This is a genomic window from Nocardia sp. NPDC102475, from assembly GCF_055584605.1.
This window is the reverse complement of the sequence record NZ_JBVJLS010000012.1, coordinates 250,227-269,028: the sequence shown is the minus strand read 5'-3', so window position 1 is coordinate 269,028 and position 18,802 is coordinate 250,227. Positions and strand designations below refer to the sequence as shown.

17 protein-coding genes are annotated in these 18,802 nt (G+C 62.0%); 5 read left to right on the top strand and 12 right to left on the bottom strand.

Annotated elements, in window-relative coordinates:
- Positions 1–12 precede the first annotated feature (12 nt).
- Entirely contained in the window at positions 13–1,620 is a 1,608-nt protein-coding gene (locus ACZ60G_RS23115) for a hypothetical protein (RefSeq protein ID WP_465812114.1), read from the top strand.
- 101 nt (positions 1,621–1,721) lie between these two features.
- Here ACZ60G_RS23115 and ACZ60G_RS23110 read toward each other — a convergent pair whose 3' ends face one another.
- Complete coding sequence (locus ACZ60G_RS23110; RefSeq protein WP_465812112.1) at positions 1,722–2,480, bottom strand: ESX secretion-associated protein EspG; 759 nt, start codon at positions 2,478–2,480, stop codon at positions 1,722–1,724.
- Positions 2,480–4,135: a hypothetical protein gene (locus ACZ60G_RS23105; RefSeq protein WP_465812111.1), complete on the bottom strand. Its 1,656-nt coding sequence runs from the start codon at positions 4,133–4,135 to the stop codon at positions 2,480–2,482. Before ACZ60G_RS23105 ends, ACZ60G_RS23110 begins: the two co-directional genes overlap by 1 nt.
- Before the next feature lie 214 nt (positions 4,136–4,349).
- Between ACZ60G_RS23105 and ACZ60G_RS23100 the strand changes: the two genes are divergently transcribed.
- Together ACZ60G_RS23100 and ACZ60G_RS23095 are read left to right on the top strand one after the other, a co-directional pair.
- Positions 4,350–4,748 carry a hypothetical protein gene (locus ACZ60G_RS23100; protein ID WP_465812110.1) on the top strand — a complete coding sequence of 133 codons (399 nt, stop codon included), beginning with the start codon at positions 4,350–4,352 and terminating at the stop codon, positions 4,746–4,748.
- The gene (locus ACZ60G_RS23095; RefSeq protein WP_465812108.1) at positions 4,745–5,341 is read left to right on the top strand and encodes a DUF3558 family protein; all 597 of its coding nucleotides are present in this window, start codon (positions 4,745–4,747) and stop codon (positions 5,339–5,341) included. Before ACZ60G_RS23100 ends, ACZ60G_RS23095 begins: the two co-directional genes overlap by 4 nt.
- Positions 5,342–5,355: 14 nt before the next feature.
- Here the strand turns inward: ACZ60G_RS23095 and ACZ60G_RS23090 are convergent, their stop codons facing one another.
- The 3 genes from ACZ60G_RS23090 to ACZ60G_RS23080 form a co-directional block, all read right to left on the bottom strand.
- On the bottom strand, positions 5,356–6,168 hold the full coding sequence (locus tag ACZ60G_RS23090; RefSeq protein WP_465812106.1) for a hypothetical protein: 813 nt from the start codon (positions 6,166–6,168) through the stop codon (positions 5,356–5,358).
- On the bottom strand, positions 6,134–8,314 hold the full coding sequence (locus ACZ60G_RS23085) for a TPR repeat domain-containing protein (protein ID WP_465812105.1): 2,181 nt from the start codon (positions 8,312–8,314) through the stop codon (positions 6,134–6,136). Before ACZ60G_RS23085 ends, ACZ60G_RS23090 begins: the two co-directional genes overlap by 35 nt.
- A 135-nt stretch (positions 8,315–8,449) precedes the next feature.
- The gene (locus ACZ60G_RS23080; protein WP_465812103.1) at positions 8,450–8,770 is read right to left on the bottom strand and encodes a hypothetical protein; all 321 of its coding nucleotides are present in this window, start codon (positions 8,768–8,770) and stop codon (positions 8,450–8,452) included.
- A 428-nt stretch (positions 8,771–9,198) separates the two neighbouring features.
- Between ACZ60G_RS23080 and ACZ60G_RS23075 the strand changes: the two genes are divergently transcribed.
- A complete protein-coding gene (locus tag ACZ60G_RS23075; RefSeq protein ID WP_465812102.1) occupies positions 9,199–10,293 on the top strand; it encodes an ADP-ribosylglycohydrolase family protein in 1,095 nt (364 codons plus the stop codon).
- A gap of 182 nt (positions 10,294–10,475) precedes the next feature.
- Complete coding sequence (locus tag ACZ60G_RS23070) at positions 10,476–11,453, top strand: ADP-ribosylglycohydrolase family protein (protein ID WP_465812100.1); 978 nt, start codon at positions 10,476–10,478, stop codon at positions 11,451–11,453.
- A 103-nt stretch (positions 11,454–11,556) separates the two neighbouring features.
- Here the strand turns inward: ACZ60G_RS23070 and ACZ60G_RS23065 are convergent, their stop codons facing one another.
- The 7 genes from ACZ60G_RS23065 to ACZ60G_RS23035 all read right to left on the bottom strand — a co-directional run bounded on the left by ACZ60G_RS23065 (position 11,557) and on the right by ACZ60G_RS23035 (position 18,363).
- Positions 11,557–12,369, bottom strand: a complete 813-nt coding sequence (locus ACZ60G_RS23065) for a TY-Chap domain-containing protein (RefSeq protein WP_465812098.1) — start codon at positions 12,367–12,369, stop codon at positions 11,557–11,559.
- Positions 12,366–12,848 (bottom strand): DUF6301 family protein, encoded by a 483-nt coding sequence (locus ACZ60G_RS23060; RefSeq protein ID WP_465812097.1) that lies wholly within the window; start codon positions 12,846–12,848, stop codon positions 12,366–12,368. Before ACZ60G_RS23060 ends, ACZ60G_RS23065 begins: the two co-directional genes overlap by 4 nt.
- A gap of 135 nt (positions 12,849–12,983) precedes the next feature.
- Complete coding sequence (locus ACZ60G_RS23055) at positions 12,984–13,646, bottom strand: DUF6301 family protein (protein ID WP_465812095.1); 663 nt, start codon at positions 13,644–13,646, stop codon at positions 12,984–12,986.
- Between the two features lie 427 nt (positions 13,647–14,073).
- On the bottom strand, positions 14,074–14,310 hold the full coding sequence (locus ACZ60G_RS23050) for a hypothetical protein (protein WP_465812093.1): 237 nt from the start codon (positions 14,308–14,310) through the stop codon (positions 14,074–14,076).
- A 34-nt stretch (positions 14,311–14,344) separates the two neighbouring features.
- Entirely contained in the window at positions 14,345–14,794 is a 450-nt protein-coding gene (locus ACZ60G_RS23045; RefSeq protein WP_465812091.1) for a TY-Chap domain-containing protein, read from the bottom strand.
- Positions 14,791–15,288, bottom strand: a complete 498-nt coding sequence (locus ACZ60G_RS23040) for a DUF6301 family protein (RefSeq protein ID WP_465812090.1) — start codon at positions 15,286–15,288, stop codon at positions 14,791–14,793. The genes ACZ60G_RS23045 and ACZ60G_RS23040 overlap by 4 nt, the downstream gene beginning before the upstream one ends.
- Before the next feature lie 87 nt (positions 15,289–15,375).
- On the bottom strand, positions 15,376–18,363 hold the full coding sequence (locus ACZ60G_RS23035; RefSeq protein ID WP_465812171.1) for a hypothetical protein: 2,988 nt from the start codon (positions 18,361–18,363) through the stop codon (positions 15,376–15,378).
- Between the last annotated feature and the right edge of the window lie 439 nt (positions 18,364–18,802).

The following is an 18,802-nucleotide window of genomic DNA, read 5'->3' as shown; positions in this document are numbered from 1 at the left end:
TTGGGGGACAGAATGAATTCCGACATCACGTCAACAACTAACGGCTCATCCAGGTGGCTGGCCAGGCTGACGGCAGCTGCCGGTGCCGTCGGTTTCGGTCTTATCGCGGGCGGCACGATCCTTGGGATCCACAGCCGGTTCTTCGCGGCGGAAGTACAACTGGACGACCGGATGGTCGACGGTGAGGACGTGTTCGGGTCGTTCCGGCTACCGATCAACGACGTGCCCGACAGATTCGCCACCACTGCAGCGGTACTCGGCGCACTCATGCTGGTCGTAGCGGCTGGCATTGTTGTCCGAGGTCTGCGCGCACGGGAAGGCTCCGGCCGGGCGATCGTGTTAGTGCTCGCTGCGCTCGCCGCCGCGACGGTGACGGCGGTCATGGCAGCCAAGAATCACCTGCCAGGCATGTACGGACGCATCCAATTCGAGTACCCATTTTTCACCCAGTTGCCGACCGCAGTAGCCGCCGACGGGCTCGTGCTCGCCGGTACGGTACTGGTGATCGGCCTTGCCCTACGTCCCGCAGATGTGCACCGGTTGGGGCGGTGGACCCTAGTGGCGTCGGTGTCACTGGGCCTCGTTGCCACTGCAGGGGTCACCGCAGCCGCGATCAGCGCCGGTGACGACAGCGCCAATATCGACCACAACACTGTTGCCGCAGTGCGGGTTCCGGCGGTTCCACAAAGGATAGGTAGCGAGCGCTACCGGATCCCGATCCCGATGATCGCCGTCGATCGGTATCCCGACAACGGCTACGACCTTCGCGCCCCGGACATAGCGGTGGCGGGCACCGGTTTCGTGCTCGCCTCGACCCAAGGCCTCACCGCCTACGACGGGGCCACCGGTACGCCACTGTGGCACTACCTGCGCACGAACGCGCAACGCGGCGAGGAACTCGGCGTCGAATACATTCCCGGATCGCTGCGGTCGCTCGACGGCGGCACGGTCGTGCTCGGGCGCTGGGATAACAAGGGCTGGATCGCATTCGACGCGATCACGGGACACGTGCTGTGGACCGAGTCCGACTTCACCCGAACTGCCCCTGATCCGAACACCCATGTCATATCGGTGTCGGAAACCAATCCGTGGCATCTTCCACGAGCCCTCGCCAACACCATTGTCGTCAACTGGTCTTCCTATGACGCGCACCAATCCGGAACGATCATCCTCGACCGACCCGATCGCCTCGCGACCGCCCCGATCCTTCCGGCCAACACCCCGACGCCGAGCGCCGCCGATCCGAACGGCCCCGAGGTGCTGACTGAGGTCCCTACACACCCTTACGATTCGGACGCACTGCACGTGACGGTAATTGACGAAAACACTGTCAGCTACAAGCTTTCCGGCCTCCACGGCCGCTACCCGCTCCCAGGTGCGAAGGACATATTTCTCGCTACCGAACTCGTCGAAGCGACCCTCTACGAAGGATCCGACGGCCAGCCCCATGCCGAGATCCACTCATGGAGCCGGACCGACGGTACCCCAGTCGCCACCTACCCGCTCGACCGCGACAACAACCGATGCGACGGCAGTACACCGCTGGCAGTACCAGGCGCCGTCGTAGCGATCTGCTACCGAAGCACCGAGATTGAACTCATCGGATTCGGAACGTCATGATCTACAGCAGACCGCGGTCGGAAATCACCCGCAAGGCCACGCCAAACATGGGGGCGGATCTGTCACCATCGCTGGCTTCCTCGGCTGCGGTAGACGGACAATCAGGACCCGGGTGCGACGCGGCGATGCAACTCACGAACGATGACTGCGGGAGAAGCGGGTGTGACGGTGGTGTCGTTGTCGTTTACGTCAATGAGGTAGCGACCGGCCGCCGGGTGGTCGTTGCGAATGTCGATCCAGCTCAGGTATTCCGGTGGATGCGGCCGTTGACCGTGGGGGTGGCGTTGGATCCGGAAGTGGCCCTCGGCGGTGCCGGGTAGCCGCAGCAGAGCGCGGATGCGTTCTTCGACGGCACGTTCGCCGTTGGGCGCTGGTTTCCATGAGGTCGGCGGCTGTTCGCCACGCACTCGTGGCGTGTAGCCGATCATCGTTTCGGCGCCGCCGGGCGGGGACGGCGGCATGGTCGCGGCGATGTGCTTGGCGAGGTGGTGGCGTTGGGTGACAACGAGTTTGATGTCGCCGCCGAAATCTGGGGTTGGACCGGATTTTTGGAACAGGATGACGCCGAGGTCTGCCGTCGCCGCGCCGAGCGAGCGAACTCGCTTGGGGGAGTTGAGGGATCGGCCTTTGCAGACGATGCGTAGTTCAGGATGTGCGAGAACCCGAAGGGGTGCGGTCAGATCGGGATCTGCTCCGCGTGGGTAGCGGGCGCTGATCGCCTTTATCAGCTGCGTGTATTCCTCTGCGGTCGTCGCTGATTCGAGGATGCTGATCGGGTCTGGATAGACGTCGAGCCCGGTTTCGGTCCAAATCCAGGCGAATTCGTCCGGAGTGAAGGTCCACACCGTCTGGGTCTTCACTACTCGGCGCCCGACCTTCGCTTCTCGGGCCCAGCGTCTGGCTGCTCCGTCGCCAGTGCCGCATCGACATCGTCTGCGCGCCACCTGTATTCGGCGAATAGGTCATCGAGCGAGGGACCCGTCCCAGAGAACCCAGCCGACTGGCCCGGCTCTGCTTCGGTGTCTGAGGATGCAGGGGGCTCCGACGCTGGCAGCGTACCCGCGGCAGGCGCAGGAGCGGCGTCGACCGCGGTTCGCGGCTCGACGGGCGCAGCCTCAACGAAAGTCGGTGTTATAGGTTGCCGACTGCGGACCGGTGTCGGCGGAACCGCCTCAACGATGGCAAACGGATCCGCTTCGGGGAAACCGGCCTCACCGATCACCTCGACCGGTGTGTCCAGTCCCTCGGTCCAGTCCGGGGCGACTCCCCGCAGATAGTCGGGGGCATGGTGCTCACCGTCGCCTTCACCGTCTTTACGTCGAGTACCGGCACCAGGCGCCATTGGCCCGAAAGTGCCCGTCCCAGTGCGAGTTGCCGCCGCCGCGCCTGCGGCAGAGCCGACCACCCCAGCAGCACCAGGTGCTCCTGGAACCGACGAACCCGGGCCACCTATCCGAGGACTCGTGTCGGGGCCGCCCACACCGTTTGCTCCCCTCCCGAGTCCGGTCAGCCCAGCCGCTCCAGGCGAGTCAAGGCCGTTCCCGACACCCGCAGGTGTCGTTGTGGTGCTGGGACCGGTGCCCGTCATCTCCGGCATGGGCACCCCTGCTGGGCTCGTACCGGATGGCTGGGTCGCGGTCAGTGACGACGTATCAGACATGGCATTTTGCGGTGCCGTAGCACTATCAGCGCCGGAAGGGTCTCCAGACGTGCCAGGGCCCGCTCCAATGCTTCCGGGACTGGTGCCATTGTTCGCGCCGACGACGCCGAGGTCCGCATTCGCCCCGATCTGCGGAACCGTCGCATACGTCGGCACCCCAGATCCCGCCGGAGGAAAGGTCTGCTTATACACACTGTTCAGCGCCCTGATGGCCGCCTGCCGCGCCTCTTCCCGCGTGCTATCGACCTGGTCGGAATACTCAGGATTGATCAGGCCGGGCAGCACCGACTGCGCAGGATTATCCGGATCGAGCCCATCTACTACCGACGACGACGGAGCCGGGACGGCGATACGCACAGCTTCAGCAGCCCATCCGAGGGAATCCAGGCGTTGGCTCATCGTCTCGAACACCCGGCCGACCTGATTGGCAACGGCCGAATACTGTTGCGATGCATGCTGAGCCGCTGATCCGCTAGCGCCTTGCCAACCCCCGTTGCCGAAGATCCGATTCAGCCCCATCAGGTTGAACGTCGACAGATTGGCGAGCTCGGAGAAGCACTCAAACCAGGTTCTGCGCATCGTCTGGAGGCCCGCCGCGTCCAAGCCACCCATACCGACGGCGTCACCGTGGACCCCGGCGTACATGGCTTCCAGAGTCATGCCCTCGAAGTGCTCTTCGGTGTTGACGTAATCCGGGTCAGCGCCTGCACCCAGGTCGCTGAGTTCCGCGTCATCGCGCCGCGCTCGTGATTGCGAATCGGCTGACCTCTGTGTAGCAACCTGGACGTCGCGCTGGTCCAACAGATCCTGAAGACCGGGAATCGACGCCGTGGATGGCTTGTCCTGATCACCCATCGTGGTCATTCCCCCTAGGCATCACCGATCGGTCCGTTCGGAGCCTAACACGGCCACTACCAGCAGATCTTCCCAGTTGACGCTGAATGCCGGTCCCTCCCAAGGCATTCGGTAGATGTGCTCGCCGACGCAGCCATCGCAGCGAACGTCAGGCGAACGAACCCGATGTGGGCTCGTGTAATCTCCTTCGGAAGCCAGCGGATTGGGGGCAGCGGTGAGCACGACCAACATCGACTACGGGCAAGCCCAGATCAAAGCATTCAACGACGCGGCAGCCGCAGGCGAAATCGCATTCGATCCCCAGGCAGTCCACGAAGCGGTCCAGCTGTACGACCAGATGATCATCGGGCTGCAAAAGATCAGTGACAAGCTCCGCACGGTGAAGGATGCCAAGGGGTTCGGTGGCTTCCCCTCCGGGCACCAACTGCAAGATGGCTTCTCGAACAAAGCAGCCGACGGGATCAAGGTAATCAACCAGTTGATCGACGGAGCGATGCGGCTGCAGGAAGCATACCTACGCGCCGGTCAGCTGATCTCCGAGGCCGATCAGGTCAACGCGAACAGGGTCAAGATCGCGGGAGATCTGTCAGGGATGGGTGACGACACGCTGTGAAACACACCAGTATCGCTGTGGCGGTGACCATGGGCGCCATCGTGGCTGCCAGTTGTTCGAGTCGCAACAGCCCGAGCGAACCGACGGACACGACCACATCGAAACCAAGCATCGCCGTATCCGTCAAACCCGCCCCGGATCAACCTCGTAACTCCCGCAGTCCGGTGAAGTTCGATCCGTGTTTCGAAATCGGTGACGACACCATCACGAAAGCGGGGTTCGTCCCTAACACCCGTGAACGTGCCGATCAGGTTCATGACGGCTACGCGTTCATTAGTTGCACCTTCGAACGTCAGGAGGATGTGCACGGGAAGACAGGCAGAGTAGGTTCGCTGACAATTTCTTCGACCAACGTGACCCTCGACGAGTTCCGCAAACGCGAAGGCAATGCAGCGACCGAAATAAAGGTGAACAACCGCGAGGCGATTACTTACCGTGAGCCCGCAGCAGAAGCATGCTACGTCGTCATGACCGGCCCGGACGCGACGATTGACGTGTCAGTGAGCAGCACTCTAGCGCTCACTCGCTGGAATGCGTGCGACCATGCTCAGGAGATCGCAGCGATTGTCGAGTCAGCCCTACCTGCCAAATAGTTCACTCCGGCTTCTCACGAGGACGGACCGATCCATTCCGGATAGTGTTTCGCCAGTGGCTCCGGCGGCATCGTGGCACCGGGCGCGACTTCGTAAAACCGCCTGTTCCCTACCCGAATCAGATAGGGAAACTTTTCGCTCCACCAAGTGAAGCAACTGTCCGGAGTCTCGTCCCCGCCCAGGAATTTTATTTTTTTGATCTTCCAGGTTCCGAACACATTCCACGCAGGCACCCTGCCCCCGCCAGCGGAGACGTTTTCCGCAGATTCATCGCGCCGACCAGGTGCCCCGGCGTCAGTCCCGCTGTTTTCAAGAGCGACTCCCTGACAAAAAGTGTGAGCACTGCTTTCCTCCCCCGGAATTGCGTCCGGCCGGGTGTAGAATCGGCACACAACAGCCGAAACTCTATGACTGTCAGCGACGTAGTTCGTAATGTGCAGATATTCCGTCCTCCGCTGCTGGGGCAAAGTACCGTGCCCAGAGTAGAAGGTCGCTTCGATATCGTAATTGCCGGGATCGTAGGGCGTTTCAAAGGCAGCCGCATATCCCGGGAAAGCCACGTCGATTCCACCGAACAGCGTCAGATCGCCTGACTCGACGGTGGCGCGCACCAACTCGGCACCTCTGCTGAACAGGTCAACTGCCGGGTCCGCGGACCACACATCGGAGTTGATCAACTCCAGGTTCGTGCGTGTAGGCGTTGCGGGTGTCTGGCTGCTGGCGTCGTCAGTGGTTGAGCAGCCTGCCGATAACACAAGCACCGCCATCGCCGCGACGCCGAATCTGCCAGGGTCACCCATCTTTTCGAACCACGTCGGAGTACCCATTGCGGACCTGATGGCCGTCGCCTCCTCCCATTCGGGTGACCAACCATTCGAACGCATCCTTGCGTTGCGGGTCATTTCCGAGCTTGTCTCGCATCTGCTCGTAGTTGAGCAATTGCCCGTTTCCGTCCAACATCCACGACTGCTGGGAAGAGATCTGCGGCAAGGGAAGCCCGATGTCCTGACGTGCCTTGAGGATGGCGTAGTCGTCACGGTAGAAATCGGCGCCTGACAGTCCGGCAAGCGCGGCGGGACCCGGTCGACCTCCGGTGAATGCGTCCTTCAGCGAGTCCCCGCTGCCGTTGACGAGGGCGTATGCGAATTTCTCGGTTGTACCACCGAAACCGGACCCGAAGCTGAACGCTGCTTTACCAGCATCGAACCATGCCGCTTTCCGCTTGTAGCTCGCTTCTTCTTGCGCATGCTGATCGTCGTATTGGTCCTGAACCTCGATCATGTTGCCCTTGTCGATGAGCCCATGCAGCCTGCCAGCCGTCGACAACCAGCCACCGGCATCGGGATTGGTCGGGTCTGCCCCGAACTTGGTTTCCTGCCGCAGCACTTCAGCCACCGCGGCCCCATTGAACAGCTCTCCCGCTTTATCATCGGTGTTCATCAGAGCGAAGATGTTGGCTGATCCTCTGAAACTGTTGTTGCCGTTGGGATCAGCCCAGGACGTGTGGTCCGAGCGCAGCAGGTTGAAGCCGGGCTTGTCGGGCTGGTCAGCGCCGGCCAGGTCCGGCACATACGGTGACATGCTCTTCGATATCGATTGCAGCAGATCAGGATTCAGCTGCCCCGCCGACTGGCCGTCGGTATTGGGAACATTCGACAACAACTTCCACGCCTCGTCGGTACTGGTTGCCTCAGCTACAGACTGCATGATCCGGCCGGTGCGCATCGCGGACTGCACGTCGGCTGGGTTCCCCGGGTCCTCGACGGTGGCTTCTTTGTCCCCGAAGGTGAACAGCGAGGACACCGCTTTCCCATCGTCGGGCCACTGGTGGCTGAGGGCATCGGAAACGAAGTCCTTGCCGTTCGGGCCGGTGACAACCGACTCGACAGCGACCTTGTCCTGCCCCACGGCGTCGAAGATTCCCTCGGTAATCGCGGAGGTATCGCTTGCACCCTTGCCGTCGACGGTGAACGACGTCAACGCGCTGTGCTGCAACTGTTCATGATTGACCTGCGCGCCAAGATACTGTCGACCGACATCCAGTAATTCGCTATCGATCGCGGACCCGTTCCTGAGTTGAGGATCGCTGACTCTGACCATGTTGGCGATGGCCTGGTTGTCGGCCACGCCGTTCAACTCGATGCTGCGGGTTGTTCCACCGGCCGTATTGTGAAACTGGTTTACCACCAAGTCTTTTCGTGTCAAAGATGACTGGATCTGCTTGGGCAGTTGGTTCGCGCCGCCATGCTTCGGTATTGCTGGATCGTTGGTGACACCGGCATTGATCTTCTCGTTCGACACGATCTGGAATGAATTCGCCAGTGCCCGTTGCCCGTCGGGTGGCAGCTTGGCCATGATCTGTTCGATCTCCTGCGGGCTTTTGCCATCCAGAGACCGACTGATCTGGGTCAAGTACTCCATCTGCGACGCCGGGATCGTCGCTGTGTCGCCACGCTGCAACGCCGCTACCTGCTCCGGCGTCAACTGACCAGCCTCGATCAAGCGTTGCACGCCGTCCGGGCCCAAGCGCATCGGACTGTCCGTCAGGTTCGCCCCGTCCGCCTTACCCTGCTCGACGCCCAGCGCAGCCGTGGCAACGAAGGCCGTGCGTAGCTCGGCGCGGGCGTTGTTCAGGTCGTCGCGGACCTTACTGTCGGCTTGCACGGTGGAACGGACAGCGTCGTTCAACTCGTCCTGCAGGACAAGAAGTGCCTGCTTGTCCTCGTCAGTGACCGACTTCCCAGAAGGAATGCTCAACGCGAGGGTGTCGGCAATGGCATAACCACGATGAGCCGCTTCGATCAGCGCGCCCCGCGCACGACGCAGTGGAGCATCGATCTCGTCGTAACCCTGTTTGGCGCGCTGCGCGACAGCATTGATCTTGTCGGCGAGCGTCTGCATGGTCTTCTGGTCGGCTCGCGCACGGTCCTGCGCCGCGTGAGCACATCGGCCATCCCAGTAAGCGCCGTTCACCTTCGTGACGGCGTCGACGTATCTGTCGAACAGGTGCTCGAGGTCGATGCCCGAAAGTGATCCACGAGTCGCCGAGCGCGATCAGCTTCGATGGATCAGTGTTGTCGATCCAGCTTTTCGGAGTCATCCTCGCCCCTATACCGTCCAGTCGCCGGTGGACTTCCGATACAGATCCATGATGTTGTCCGCGTTGCTCTCGTCGGCGTCCTTGAACTGCTGGGCAATATTGGCCATCACGTCACCGGTCTCGCTCAATCGCTCCTTGAGCGTTGGGATGAGAACCCCGAGAAGTTGTTCGCTCTCGAGCAGCAATCCGGCACCCACGGATTGCAACTGCTCAGGCGAGCTGACCTCCGCAGTCCGCTTCGGCTTGACGCCCTCGGCCTCACGAGCCAGATCGTGCAGCGTGGCTCCGAGCTTCCCCAACTGCTCCAGATCAGCCTTGAACGTAGCCATACGCCCCCCAATTCAACGGTGGAACTGTCCAGCTTGAACCCCCCAGCACCCTACCTCACCCGATATTCGCGAGCACGAACTCACAGGCCCCACCGAAGTCGTCTCATGGCCATCGGAGGTGGTCCACGCAGGAGCGCTGCCAGCGCAATTGACGTGCCGGCGATCAGATTCTGTTGACTGACACAGGATTCGGTCTATGCGCACCGAGATGTCGGAACCGGCGCCCTGAGAGGAGACCGGCCAGTTGATTTTCGACCGAGCAAACACCAACCAAGAGGTGAGCGCCGCCGCGGCATCCGGGCCTCAAACGGGCAGACACCATCGTCGAGGGTGACGAGGACTACTTCGAGTAGCTCTTCAGGGTTTCGGCCGATTGGCCAGCAGATCTACTCTGCTCGACCGACAGGTTCAGATCGGTGCAAGGATCGGTGGCCGTGCGGGAAGACGAGACGTTGTTCGATCGGGTGCGTGGGGCGATGTTGGGTGGGGCGGTGGGTGATGCACTCGGGTGGCCGATCGAGTTTTTGCAGTTGGCACAGATCAGGGAGCAGCACGGGGTGGCCGGCGTCACCGATTTCCTGCCCGGCCTGATACCCGATGCGCCGCAGCAAATTACCGATGACACCCAGATGACGTTGTTCACCGCCGAAGGCTTGCTGCGTTGCCCGCCCGGCGCGGATCCAGCTCCAGTGCTGCGGCGCGCATATCTGCGCTGGCTGACCACCCAGGAGCAAGCCAAGCCCGCACCCGAACACGACGGCTGGTTGGCGGGACGGCAGTTCCTTTACGCGATGCGGTCACCGGGCCATGCGTGCACGAGCGGATTGCGGCTCCAAGCAAAGGAATATCGGGCGCCACATCTACCCGGTGAACCGGGGCCGGTGAATCCGAACTCGAAGGGATGCGGGACCGTGGTGCGCTCAGCACCATTCGGTCTCGCCGCCCTCGGCCCGCACAAGGCGTTCGACGCCGCAATGCGATGCGCCCAGCTCACCCACGGCCATCCGACCGGCTATCTTGCCGCCGGCGCGTTCGCGGCCCTGATCGACAGCGTGCTTAGTGGAGTCGAACTGCCGATCGCCGTGCGCGACATCATCATCCGACTCACCTCGATCCCGGCAGACAGCTCCGAGACGGTGTCCGCCCTGGCCGGTGCGCTGGCCTTCGCTCATCTCGGCCCGCCGACACCGGAGCGAGTCGAGCAGATCGGGCAGGGCTGGGTCGCGGAGGAGTGCCTCGCCATCGCCGTCTACTGCGCGCTGTACGCGTTCCGGACCGGCGACGTGCGTGGCGCGCTGCTGCTATCGGTAAACCATTCCGGCGACTCCGATTCCACCGGAGCGGTAGCCGGCAACCTCATCGGCGCGGTCCACGGACTGTCCGCCCTGCCGACCGAGTGGGTATCCGTGGTCGAGGGCCGCGACGAATTGGTCCAGATCGCCGACGATCTCGTCCTGAACTTCTTCTACCGAGACCGTTCCCGCCTCGAAACCCGCTATCCGCTCGACACTTCGGTGAACTGAACTGAACTGAGCGCCAAGCGGCTTCGAAGTTTCGGCGCCGTCGTGTCGCGTGTACATCTGATACATGCGCACGACCTCGCGACCGCCTTCGATACGAACCATCCGGAACTTCCGGATAGTTCCCTCGATCACACATTCGCCATCGGCGTAGATCGTCTTCGCCTTGGCTATCATCGGACGCGATGCATGTCGACTTGATGCTTGATTCTTTGGACGGACTGTCGGTGGGGGACGCTTTAGGCCAGCAGTTCCCGATCATGCGTCGATCCATCGCAGATCTACGGGCCGGTAATCTTCCCGCCGGGCCATGGGGGTGGACAGACGACACCGAAATGGCCTGCTCTGTGGTCACCGAGCTGTGCAGTCGCGGCGCGATCGACCAGGATCGGCTTGCTACCGCTTTCGCGCGACGCTTCGACCCCGCCCGTGACTACGGCTTCAACGCCGTCGGCACCCTGCGCCGAGTCCGCGACGGCGTGCATTGGCGCAAGGCAGCCGCAGCCGCGTTCGGTGACGAGGGTTCCTGTGGCAACGGTGCGGCCATGCGGGTTGCCCCGTTGGGTGCCTTCTATGCTGGCGATCCGGAAAAGGTTGTCGCCGAAGCGATCCGGTCGGCGCAGGTGACGCATCTGCATCCAGAAGGGGTCACCGGTGCCGTCGCGGTCGCACTCGCCGCAGCCCACGCCGCGCATGCCCGCCTCAACGGGACACGACCCACGCCAACCGAATTCATTACCGGCGTCCTGGACCGCCTCGACGACGGTGAGACGACCCGGCTGATCCGCCGCGCCCGCACCCTGCTCGGCGCCTCCGCAGCCGAGGCCGCCAACGAACTCGGCAACGGATCTCGCGTCACCGCACAGAACACGGTGCCGTTCACGATGTGGGTCGCGGCCACATATCTGCACGACTACCCGACCGCAGTCACCACATGCATTGCAGCAGACGGAGATATCGACACCACCAGCGCCATCGTCGGCGGGATCGTCGCCGCCTACACCAGCGACCGCACTGGACCGCTCGTCGGGATACCCCAGACGTGGCTTGCCGCACGAGAGGCGCTGCCCCACTGGTGCAACACGATCGATCGAACACGCGGGCGCAAGAATTCTGTATTCGGTCGCGCTCGCCGATGGCTGTCCGGCGCATCGTCGAGATGACCACAATCGATCCAGCCGGCGTCGGCCACCTGCGAGGGCCAGCGGGACATCCCTGGCCGTGTGACAGTAGGGCCATCAGCAGGTAACGGCAGTCCCGCAAAGATCATGGAAATTCACGGACTTCGACAACGTCGAGACCGACAGACCGGGCGGCGGTATCGAACATTTCCTGCCATTGGTCCACGTCGGTGCTCTCTACCAGGGCATCGGGCATGACCTCGACGCTGATGGACCACTGGTTTTCGCCGTCGCGCCATAGCTCGGCCAGCTCTGAGGCGTCCCCACCCGCGCCGAGCTCACGTGAACCGAACTGCGTGGACTCAGGGTCATCGAGACGGCCGCGGCGGCTCAGGCCGAGCGTGTCACGCAACCGCTCAAGTCGATCGTGGTCGAGTTCGCCCGAAAGGATCAGCAGCAACCGGCGTTTCGGCCTGACCGGGAGTTCCTCTATCGCCGAGGCCGGCTCGTCCTCAGTTGGTGTCAGCCCCAGCAGCGGCAGGGCGAGCTCGGCGTTGCCCTTGTTCTCGTTCCACGCCTTATACGTCAACTGTGCCGGGGTAACGATCCCGAACGCATCCCGCAAACCAGAGGCGATCATCGTCGCCAGCCTGCGATAGTCGGCCCGTAGCGCAGGCCACGCCAGGTTGTATGACCAGTTGTAGTCGTCGCGCCCGGCAGGGGGCTGCCAGCCCAGGTCGGCGATGTGCCCAAGCCCCTCCGCGTTCGCACACACCTCAGGGTCGAGCATGTCGGGGCCGGGTAATTCGGCGCACAGCTCGGTATCGGTCTGAAAGAACTGCGCATACCGGCGCCGGTCCGAGTTCGGTACACCCTCCCTGATAGACACAACCGCACCAGCAGGCAGGGCCCCCAACTGAGCGGATAACCTCTCGGTGAACTCGTCCCAGCCGATCATGAGCGTTCCGCCTCGGCGAGCGCGTCTCCCTCATCGTCGAGAACCAACTGCTCGTTGGGCACCAACTCCAGGTCCACCACACTCGGAAACGCTCTCAGTGTGAGCGCCTGCTGCAGCCCTGCCCACCGCACCTGAGGATATTCACCCGGTATCCGCGCAGTCGGCTCACCGAGGGAGCCCGTGAGGACACGCGTCATACGCACGAAGGCATCCCACACGTTGTCGGCCTCATCGGAGTCGCTGTCGGTCACCGACTGCTCGATGTGGTGGGCTTGTCCGTCCCAGCCGTCGACACAGCCGCTCGCCAGGCCGAAGCCGACGTCAAGGCGTACCGAATGTGGGCCGATCCGCTCGACATGCCAGCCGAATTCCGCGGCCAGTTCCGGCACGTCGACCAAACGCCAGGACCACTGCAGCGACCGCAATCGACCCGCCAGCTCGACAATCTCGGCGTCGTCCAGCGCTCGCCATCCCGTCATGACCTGACCCTATCGTCACTCTCGGATACGGCTACTGCCACACGAATCAGATTGCCGCACAAACGGTTGCCGCCCTTCCCGAGTCGGCAAGAGCACGCAGCCGGCCACCGCTCCCGTCGCGAGGACAGGACGTTGTCAATCCTCCTGGTCGAGGGCGCTGAGCCAGTCGTTGGTTACCAGCTGTAACCGGACCGTGTGGTGGAAGTCGATCAACCGCAGCGTCGTTTCCGGACCGGCCCAGCGGATTTCGGAAACCCTGTCGTCGAGGAGATCGGTTGGTTCGCCGATGGATCCGGTCAATACCGCCGCCATCCGGGCATAAGCCGCCAATGTGCTGTCGCGGCCCTCCGGCGTATCAGCCGCCTGGGTGGTGACGATGACTTCGATGCGTACCGCGTCGCCGTCTACGCCGATGATGTCGACGGTGTCCGGGCCGAGACCGGCGGCGAACTGAACCCGGTCCGGTGAGTGGATCTTGGGGTCTTGCCAACCGAATACGATCACCAAGCGCAGTAGATCGTCCATTCGCCATGACCAGACCAGCGTGCGCAGTTTCTCGGCGAGATCGGCGATCTCGTTGTCGGACAATGCCTGCCATCCGATGGGCCGCGGCGTGGGCTGCGCGACGGGTATGTGGTCGGCGACGAAGAGGGGTTTCGACGCAGGTCGGACTGCGGGGCGAGTCAGCAGCTCTTCGATGGCCGCCGCGTAGTCGAGTGTCAGGTCGTCTTCGGAAGTGATACGCGCTCGTGGCGCTTCGGGGGGCGGTGTGCCGAATGTGAAGGTCGTACCCCACATTCGTGTTCTCGATTCTTCCAGAAGTTTGCGTGCGCGCTCCAGTAAGGCCGGGCTGGGCGCTGCGTCGCTTACCGTTGCGTCCGCTGATACGTGCCGACCGGTGACAGTCAGTCCTGCTGCGCGGCAACCGACTTCGACGAGCCCGATCGATGTCGAGATGTCGGAAAACGGGAGGGCATCAATAGTGATGGACCATTCATCGGCGCCGGTGCGCACCAGCGTGATAGTGGTGGCGCGAATGGACGGGTATCGCGGGTGGTTTCGGACCCGGCACCCCAATTCGCTGCCCACGGCATCCTCGGCAGTACCCGAGAGGGTAAGCCCGATGACCGCTCCAAGTTCCTCGAGTTGGCCTTGATCGAGCCGACCAGTTGTGACCAGGCGAAACCGCCGTGTCAGTTTCATGCAAGGCCTCCGGATGTTGCCTTCACGACTGCACTACGAGGCGCTCGGGTGTTGCTCCACTGTCCAGCCATGCCGTTGCGATCTTTCTCGCAACGGCCCGATAGAGCATATCGTCGGCGCCGTTCTCCGACGCGATTACCTCGGTGGCCTTGTTCAGGGCCAACGTGTACTGACTGCCCTGTATATCCGTGTACCGGTAGCGAACTCGTTCCTCGTCTTCCTCAATTTTCTCGATTTCTGCGTACAGCGCCAAGGTCATGGCCTCCTTGTCTCAAAGCTCGGATGGCAACCGTTCAATCCTGACGTGCCAGCCCGAGCAGTGGCAGGTTTAGGTCGCGTTCGTCCTCGTTCTTGTTCCATGCGGTGTAGGTCAAGGACCCCGGGTCGGTGATTCGGAATGCGTCACGGAGTCCGGTCACCACCATTGCCGCCAACTGGCGGTATATGGCTGTATTGACCGGCCATGGCAGCTCGATCCACCAGTAGGGGCCGTGGTCGGCATCGGGTTCCTGCCAGCCTGTCTCGGTGATCAAGCGGTGTCCCGTTTCGTCAGGCCGTGCGGTGGGTTCGAGGAACTCATCGCCCACCAATTCGGCCAGTAGCTCGCTGTCGGTCTGCGCGAACTGCGCGAACCGCTGGTGGCCTGGAGGAGGTCCCGCCTCGACGATCTTCACAATCGCGCCCGCGGGCAGTACCGCTAACTGCTCGGCCAGTCGCTCGCCGAATTCCGTCCAACCCGTCATATCAGGCCCTGCTGTTCGAATTCGATGGATCTATCGAAAGCCGCCAGCGAGGCGTTCGTCTGATACATCAATTGGACGGTATGTGCGAGACTCAGATTCTTCAGGAGCAATGTTGCTTCCGGGAAAGCCCAACGGATTTCTGCGGTTTCCCCGGGTATGCGGGCGGTCGGTTCGCCGAGGGCGCCGGTTATGGCCTCGGTCATCCTGACGAACGCGTCACGCACCATTGCTCGGCCGGTCGCGTCCTCGCTTGCGGAGTCGGTCACCTTCAACTTGATGGACTCGGCCACCCCGTCGCGGCCGGTTACCGCACCGCTGCTCAGCCCGAAACCGCAGTCGAGCATGACCCAATCCGCTCGGGTCATCAATACCTTCCAGTCGAACTTCGCTGCTATCGCGGGCACCTCTTGCAGCTGCCACGACCAGTCCAACGACCGCAAGCCGGTAGCCAATTCGACTATCTCGTCGTCGGTCAGCGCACGCCATCCCGTCATGGATTAACCTTATTCCTATCGCCGATTTACGGTTGGTTCCGTTCTCAGGGAACCATCATCGCGGTGTGACTGTGCACATGTCCCCTCTCAGGAAGGCGTTCTGCCTTCTCGCTCCAGCGCGCGGGCTTGTTCGCGTAAGCGTTCATCACGCCGCATCTGTACGCGTCGTTGCTCAGCTTGTCTGTCGTCTTCGCGCTCGCGCGCGCCCACGGCCTCACTCGCGATCCGGCCTTGGCCGGCGCTGGTCAGATGATCGATTTCGACTGTTCGGACGGGCGTCCCACGCTCGATGGCCTTGATGATTTCCGCCTGACGGCGCTCCATGGAGTCGTAGGGGACTCGCACGGGTGGTTGTCCGGCAAGCTCGTAGGTGACAGTCCTCGATTGCGGATCGAAACCGGTTGATTCGCGTTCGAGGCAGAGCTCATACGTCCGAACGTCCATAGTTCGCGCCTGCTCGCGAGTCAACTGCAGAACTCGATTGTCGCCGACGGCGCGATTATGTTCTTGCCGAAGTACTTCTCGCGCGAATTCATTGCGTGCCAGCTCCAAGTTACGTGCGCGCGCGGCCTCGATCGATTCGGTCACCTGTCGGGCATGAGCGGGGTCCAGCCCCAGTCCATCGAGCGCGTGAGCTTCTTTTTCTCGTTCGACCTCGATTGTGCGTTGCACAAGATCGAGGTTCTCTCGGACTGTGGCAAGATCTGGTTCCTTGCCTTGCGTGAAGGCCGTATCCATCTCGCGGACCTGCTCGAGTACATGGGCGATGAACCGTGAGCGCTCTTTCATCTGCGGATCCCGGTATTCTAAAACCCTGGCTTCCGCCTCTTTTACTATCTCCCGGTTGGCGGCTTCGATATTTGCCACCACCGACATGTCCCGTGATTTGACGTCGAATTCCAGGATCTTCGCGATAACTGCAGAATCGGAGCCCAGATCGAGACGCTGGACGAGCTCCAAGTTGCGCACGAGTTCCAATTCCTGCGCCCGAATCAAGCCTGCTTTCGTGGCCGCGACCAGCTGGCTTCTTTCCTCGAGCGACAGGCCTCTTTCTACTGCCTGATTGATGATCTCCAATGACTGGCGCATCTGAAGCTGCAGCATTGCTACTTGGGGATCCAACGTGTCGGGGTCACGCGCTAGTTCTACAACTAGGCCGACAACCTCCCGTTCACGTGGAGACAATCCCTCGAGTACGCGTGCGATTTCGAGGGTATGTTCTCGAACCAGCTCGCGTTCCATTTCGATTACCAGCTCAGGCAAGCGAACGCGGGGGCGTTCGATACCGCCGAGAATCGGGACAGGAACCGGCTCGCCATCACGTACCTGGCTATATTTGGTCACCGAGACATTGCCATTGATATCGACGTGAACCTTGTGATTCTCGATTACCAGGGTGCCGTCTCGGTGCGCCTGGATCAATTCATCTCGGGCTTTTATAAACGCGACGCCCTCAGGACTGTTCGGATCGAGACCGCGAGCCTTCATCTGCGCGGGGGTCTCATTGAAAATTGTGATGAGGTTCCGGTCGATAGCCAAGGTTCTCGCCGTATGCTCCGGAGACATCTGCTGCGCGCGACCATGTGGGGTATCCGCGGAGCCGAGTTCGGAGCCGACGCCCTTCTGCTCACCATTGATGAGCTTGGTTGGTGTTGATTCGGTCGCCGGTACGAGCGTGAGTCTGTCGGCCATATCCCTGCCATCGGCAGCACCCTTGAAAGGAGTTAACTGGACACCGCCCGGAAATAGCTCCTTGTCTTGAAAATATGCGTCACCGCCCAGGTCGCCCATCCCCTTGGAGGTGTTCACCATTTCCACGCCCTGAGCATTCCAAATCCTGGCGTTCTTCTCGAGCTCCCTCGCATCCGCCAACCGCTCCAGCTTTTCCGTTGGGCTAAGGCTCGGATGGTCGCAAATCTGTTCTTCGAGCCTTTCTATCGCGCCGTCCTTGAGTTCGCTGTCCTTGAGTTGACGAACCTCTGATATTCCGAAATCCTTGAACTTCGGGATGAGCCTGGCGAGTTCTTGTCCGGCCGGATCGCGGGCAACCTGCTGCTTCTTGCGCTCGTCGGACTCCTGTTGAATCTTTTTTGCGATCTCTGGGTCTTTTACCTCGTAAGGCTGTTTGGGGCCTTCCGGGATTGCGGAAAAGGCTATCTTCTTGTCATTTTCTTTGTCCGGATTGGGGGCAAAGCCTTTTTCGTCGTGTCGATCATAATTCTTATTGCGGAATACGCCCGGCGGGTCGCTGAAATCGTGTAATCTGCCTTTTTCGCGATCGCGCCACGAATTGGGATGATCATTCAGCTTATGCAGGCACCCGTCGTCTCCGCGATACATCCCCGCTGGGGGCGGTAGATTGTCCCGCTCCGGTATTGCCGGGGCGGGGCGGTCCTTGCTTACTCCTGGAATCTGGTACGGACTGTCGGTCGAATCTGCGCGCTGGGCATTAGCGGTGTTCGGCTGATCTCGAGTCCCTTCCGCAGGCTCGATATGACCGCGTGAGCGCTGAGACTCGGCGGCCGGACTGGATTGGTCCCGTGCACCGGATGTTCTGGCACTAGAAGCTTCATCGGGACCGGCGATGTGACTTCGAGGGGCCTCGAAGTCGGCGTCGCCGGGGGTTCGCCCAGTGTTCTCTCTCCCTGACGGACTACCGGGTTCGTGTCCGCCCGGCGACCGCATTTCGCCCCCGCTTTGGCCTGGCACCGGACGTCGACCGTCGAGGTGTGAGTCGGTGTCGGCATGACCGCGATCGTTTTCGTGGACCGGACCATCCCATGTGTAATCCTCGGGACTGGATGCACGGCGTCCTCGCTCCCAATTGGCGACTTGGTTCGCGGCCCTGTGCGAGTCTGCATAGCTGGCACCGGGATTTTCGACCGAGTGCTGGTGTTCGACTAGTTCGTGCTCCAACAGGAGGAGATCAGAGTCGGTGAACCTACCGGACCGTAGTCGGATCCACGCCTCCGCAATATCCGGGTTGGCCTCGAAACGTGCATTGATGAGGTCACCGTCGGTTGCGCGTAGCGGATGCTCTTGATGGAAAAGGTGATCCTTTACTGCTTCGATCATCGACTGGGTATATTTCGATCCGTCCGGGCGGCGGGCACCTTCGAGGCTCGCGACGATCCGACCCACATCGTCGGCGTTACGGATGACGTTGTATGCCTCGACGGCCCATCGTTCTGCTCGGCGCAGGTCCGCGGCCGTCTCGTGGGCAGTATGCGACAGATCCGCTCCGTGCTCCGCTTCGGTGCCCGGCGCCGGTGAGCTCTCGTCGGTTGCGGCTCGTCGGTGTGTGTCAGGCTGGCCGTAGTTGCGGGCGGCTTGTTCAGGATTGAGGCGGAGGGGCGCGTCCTCACGGGTGCTTCGTATGGGGTCGTCGGCATGTGGCCGACGGTGTGTCGGTTCTGGACTCGGTTGAGCGGTGTCCAATGATGAGTAACCGGGGCGCGTGTCGACCGGTGACGTGTCCCGAGGTACGGGCAAACCCTCTGTACCTGCTAGTACC

What these genes read in the sequence shown, in the direction of transcription:
- ACZ60G_RS23055 (WP_465812095.1), bottom strand. Translation starts at nt 13,646, where the DNA reads ATGTGGGGTACGACCTTCACATTCGGCACACCGCCCCCCGAAGCGCCA.
- ACZ60G_RS23035 (WP_465812171.1), bottom strand. Translation starts at nt 18,363, where the DNA reads ATGATCGAAGCAGTAAAGGATCACCTTTTCCATCAAGAGCATCCGCTA.
- ACZ60G_RS23105 (WP_465812111.1), bottom strand. Translation starts at nt 4,135, where the DNA reads ATGGGTGATCAGGACAAGCCATCCACGGCGTCGATTCCCGGTCTTCAG.
- ACZ60G_RS23065 (WP_465812098.1), bottom strand. Translation starts at nt 12,369, where the DNA reads ATGATCGGCTGGGACGAGTTCACCGAGAGGTTATCCGCTCAGTTGGGG.
- ACZ60G_RS23045 (WP_465812091.1), bottom strand. Translation starts at nt 14,794, where the DNA reads ATGACGGGTTGGACGGAATTCGGCGAGCGACTGGCCGAGCAGTTAGCG.
- ACZ60G_RS23070 (WP_465812100.1), top strand. Translation starts at nt 10,476, where the DNA reads ATGCATGTCGACTTGATGCTTGATTCTTTGGACGGACTGTCGGTGGGG.
- ACZ60G_RS23060 (WP_465812097.1), bottom strand. Translation starts at nt 12,848, where the DNA reads ATGACGGGATGGCGAGCGCTGGACGACGCCGAGATTGTCGAGCTGGCG.
- ACZ60G_RS23050 (WP_465812093.1), bottom strand. Translation starts at nt 14,310, where the DNA reads ATGACCTTGGCGCTGTACGCAGAAATCGAGAAAATTGAGGAAGACGAG.
- ACZ60G_RS23115 (WP_465812114.1), top strand. Translation starts at nt 13, where the DNA reads ATGAATTCCGACATCACGTCAACAACTAACGGCTCATCCAGGTGGCTG.
- ACZ60G_RS23080 (WP_465812103.1), bottom strand. Translation starts at nt 8,770, where the DNA reads ATGGCTACGTTCAAGGCTGATCTGGAGCAGTTGGGGAAGCTCGGAGCC.
- ACZ60G_RS23040 (WP_465812090.1), bottom strand. Translation starts at nt 15,288, where the DNA reads ATGACGGGATGGCGTGCGCTGACCGACGACGAGATAGTCGAATTGGCT.
- ACZ60G_RS23090 (WP_465812106.1), bottom strand. Translation starts at nt 6,168, where the DNA reads ATGGGTACTCCGACGTGGTTCGAAAAGATGGGTGACCCTGGCAGATTC.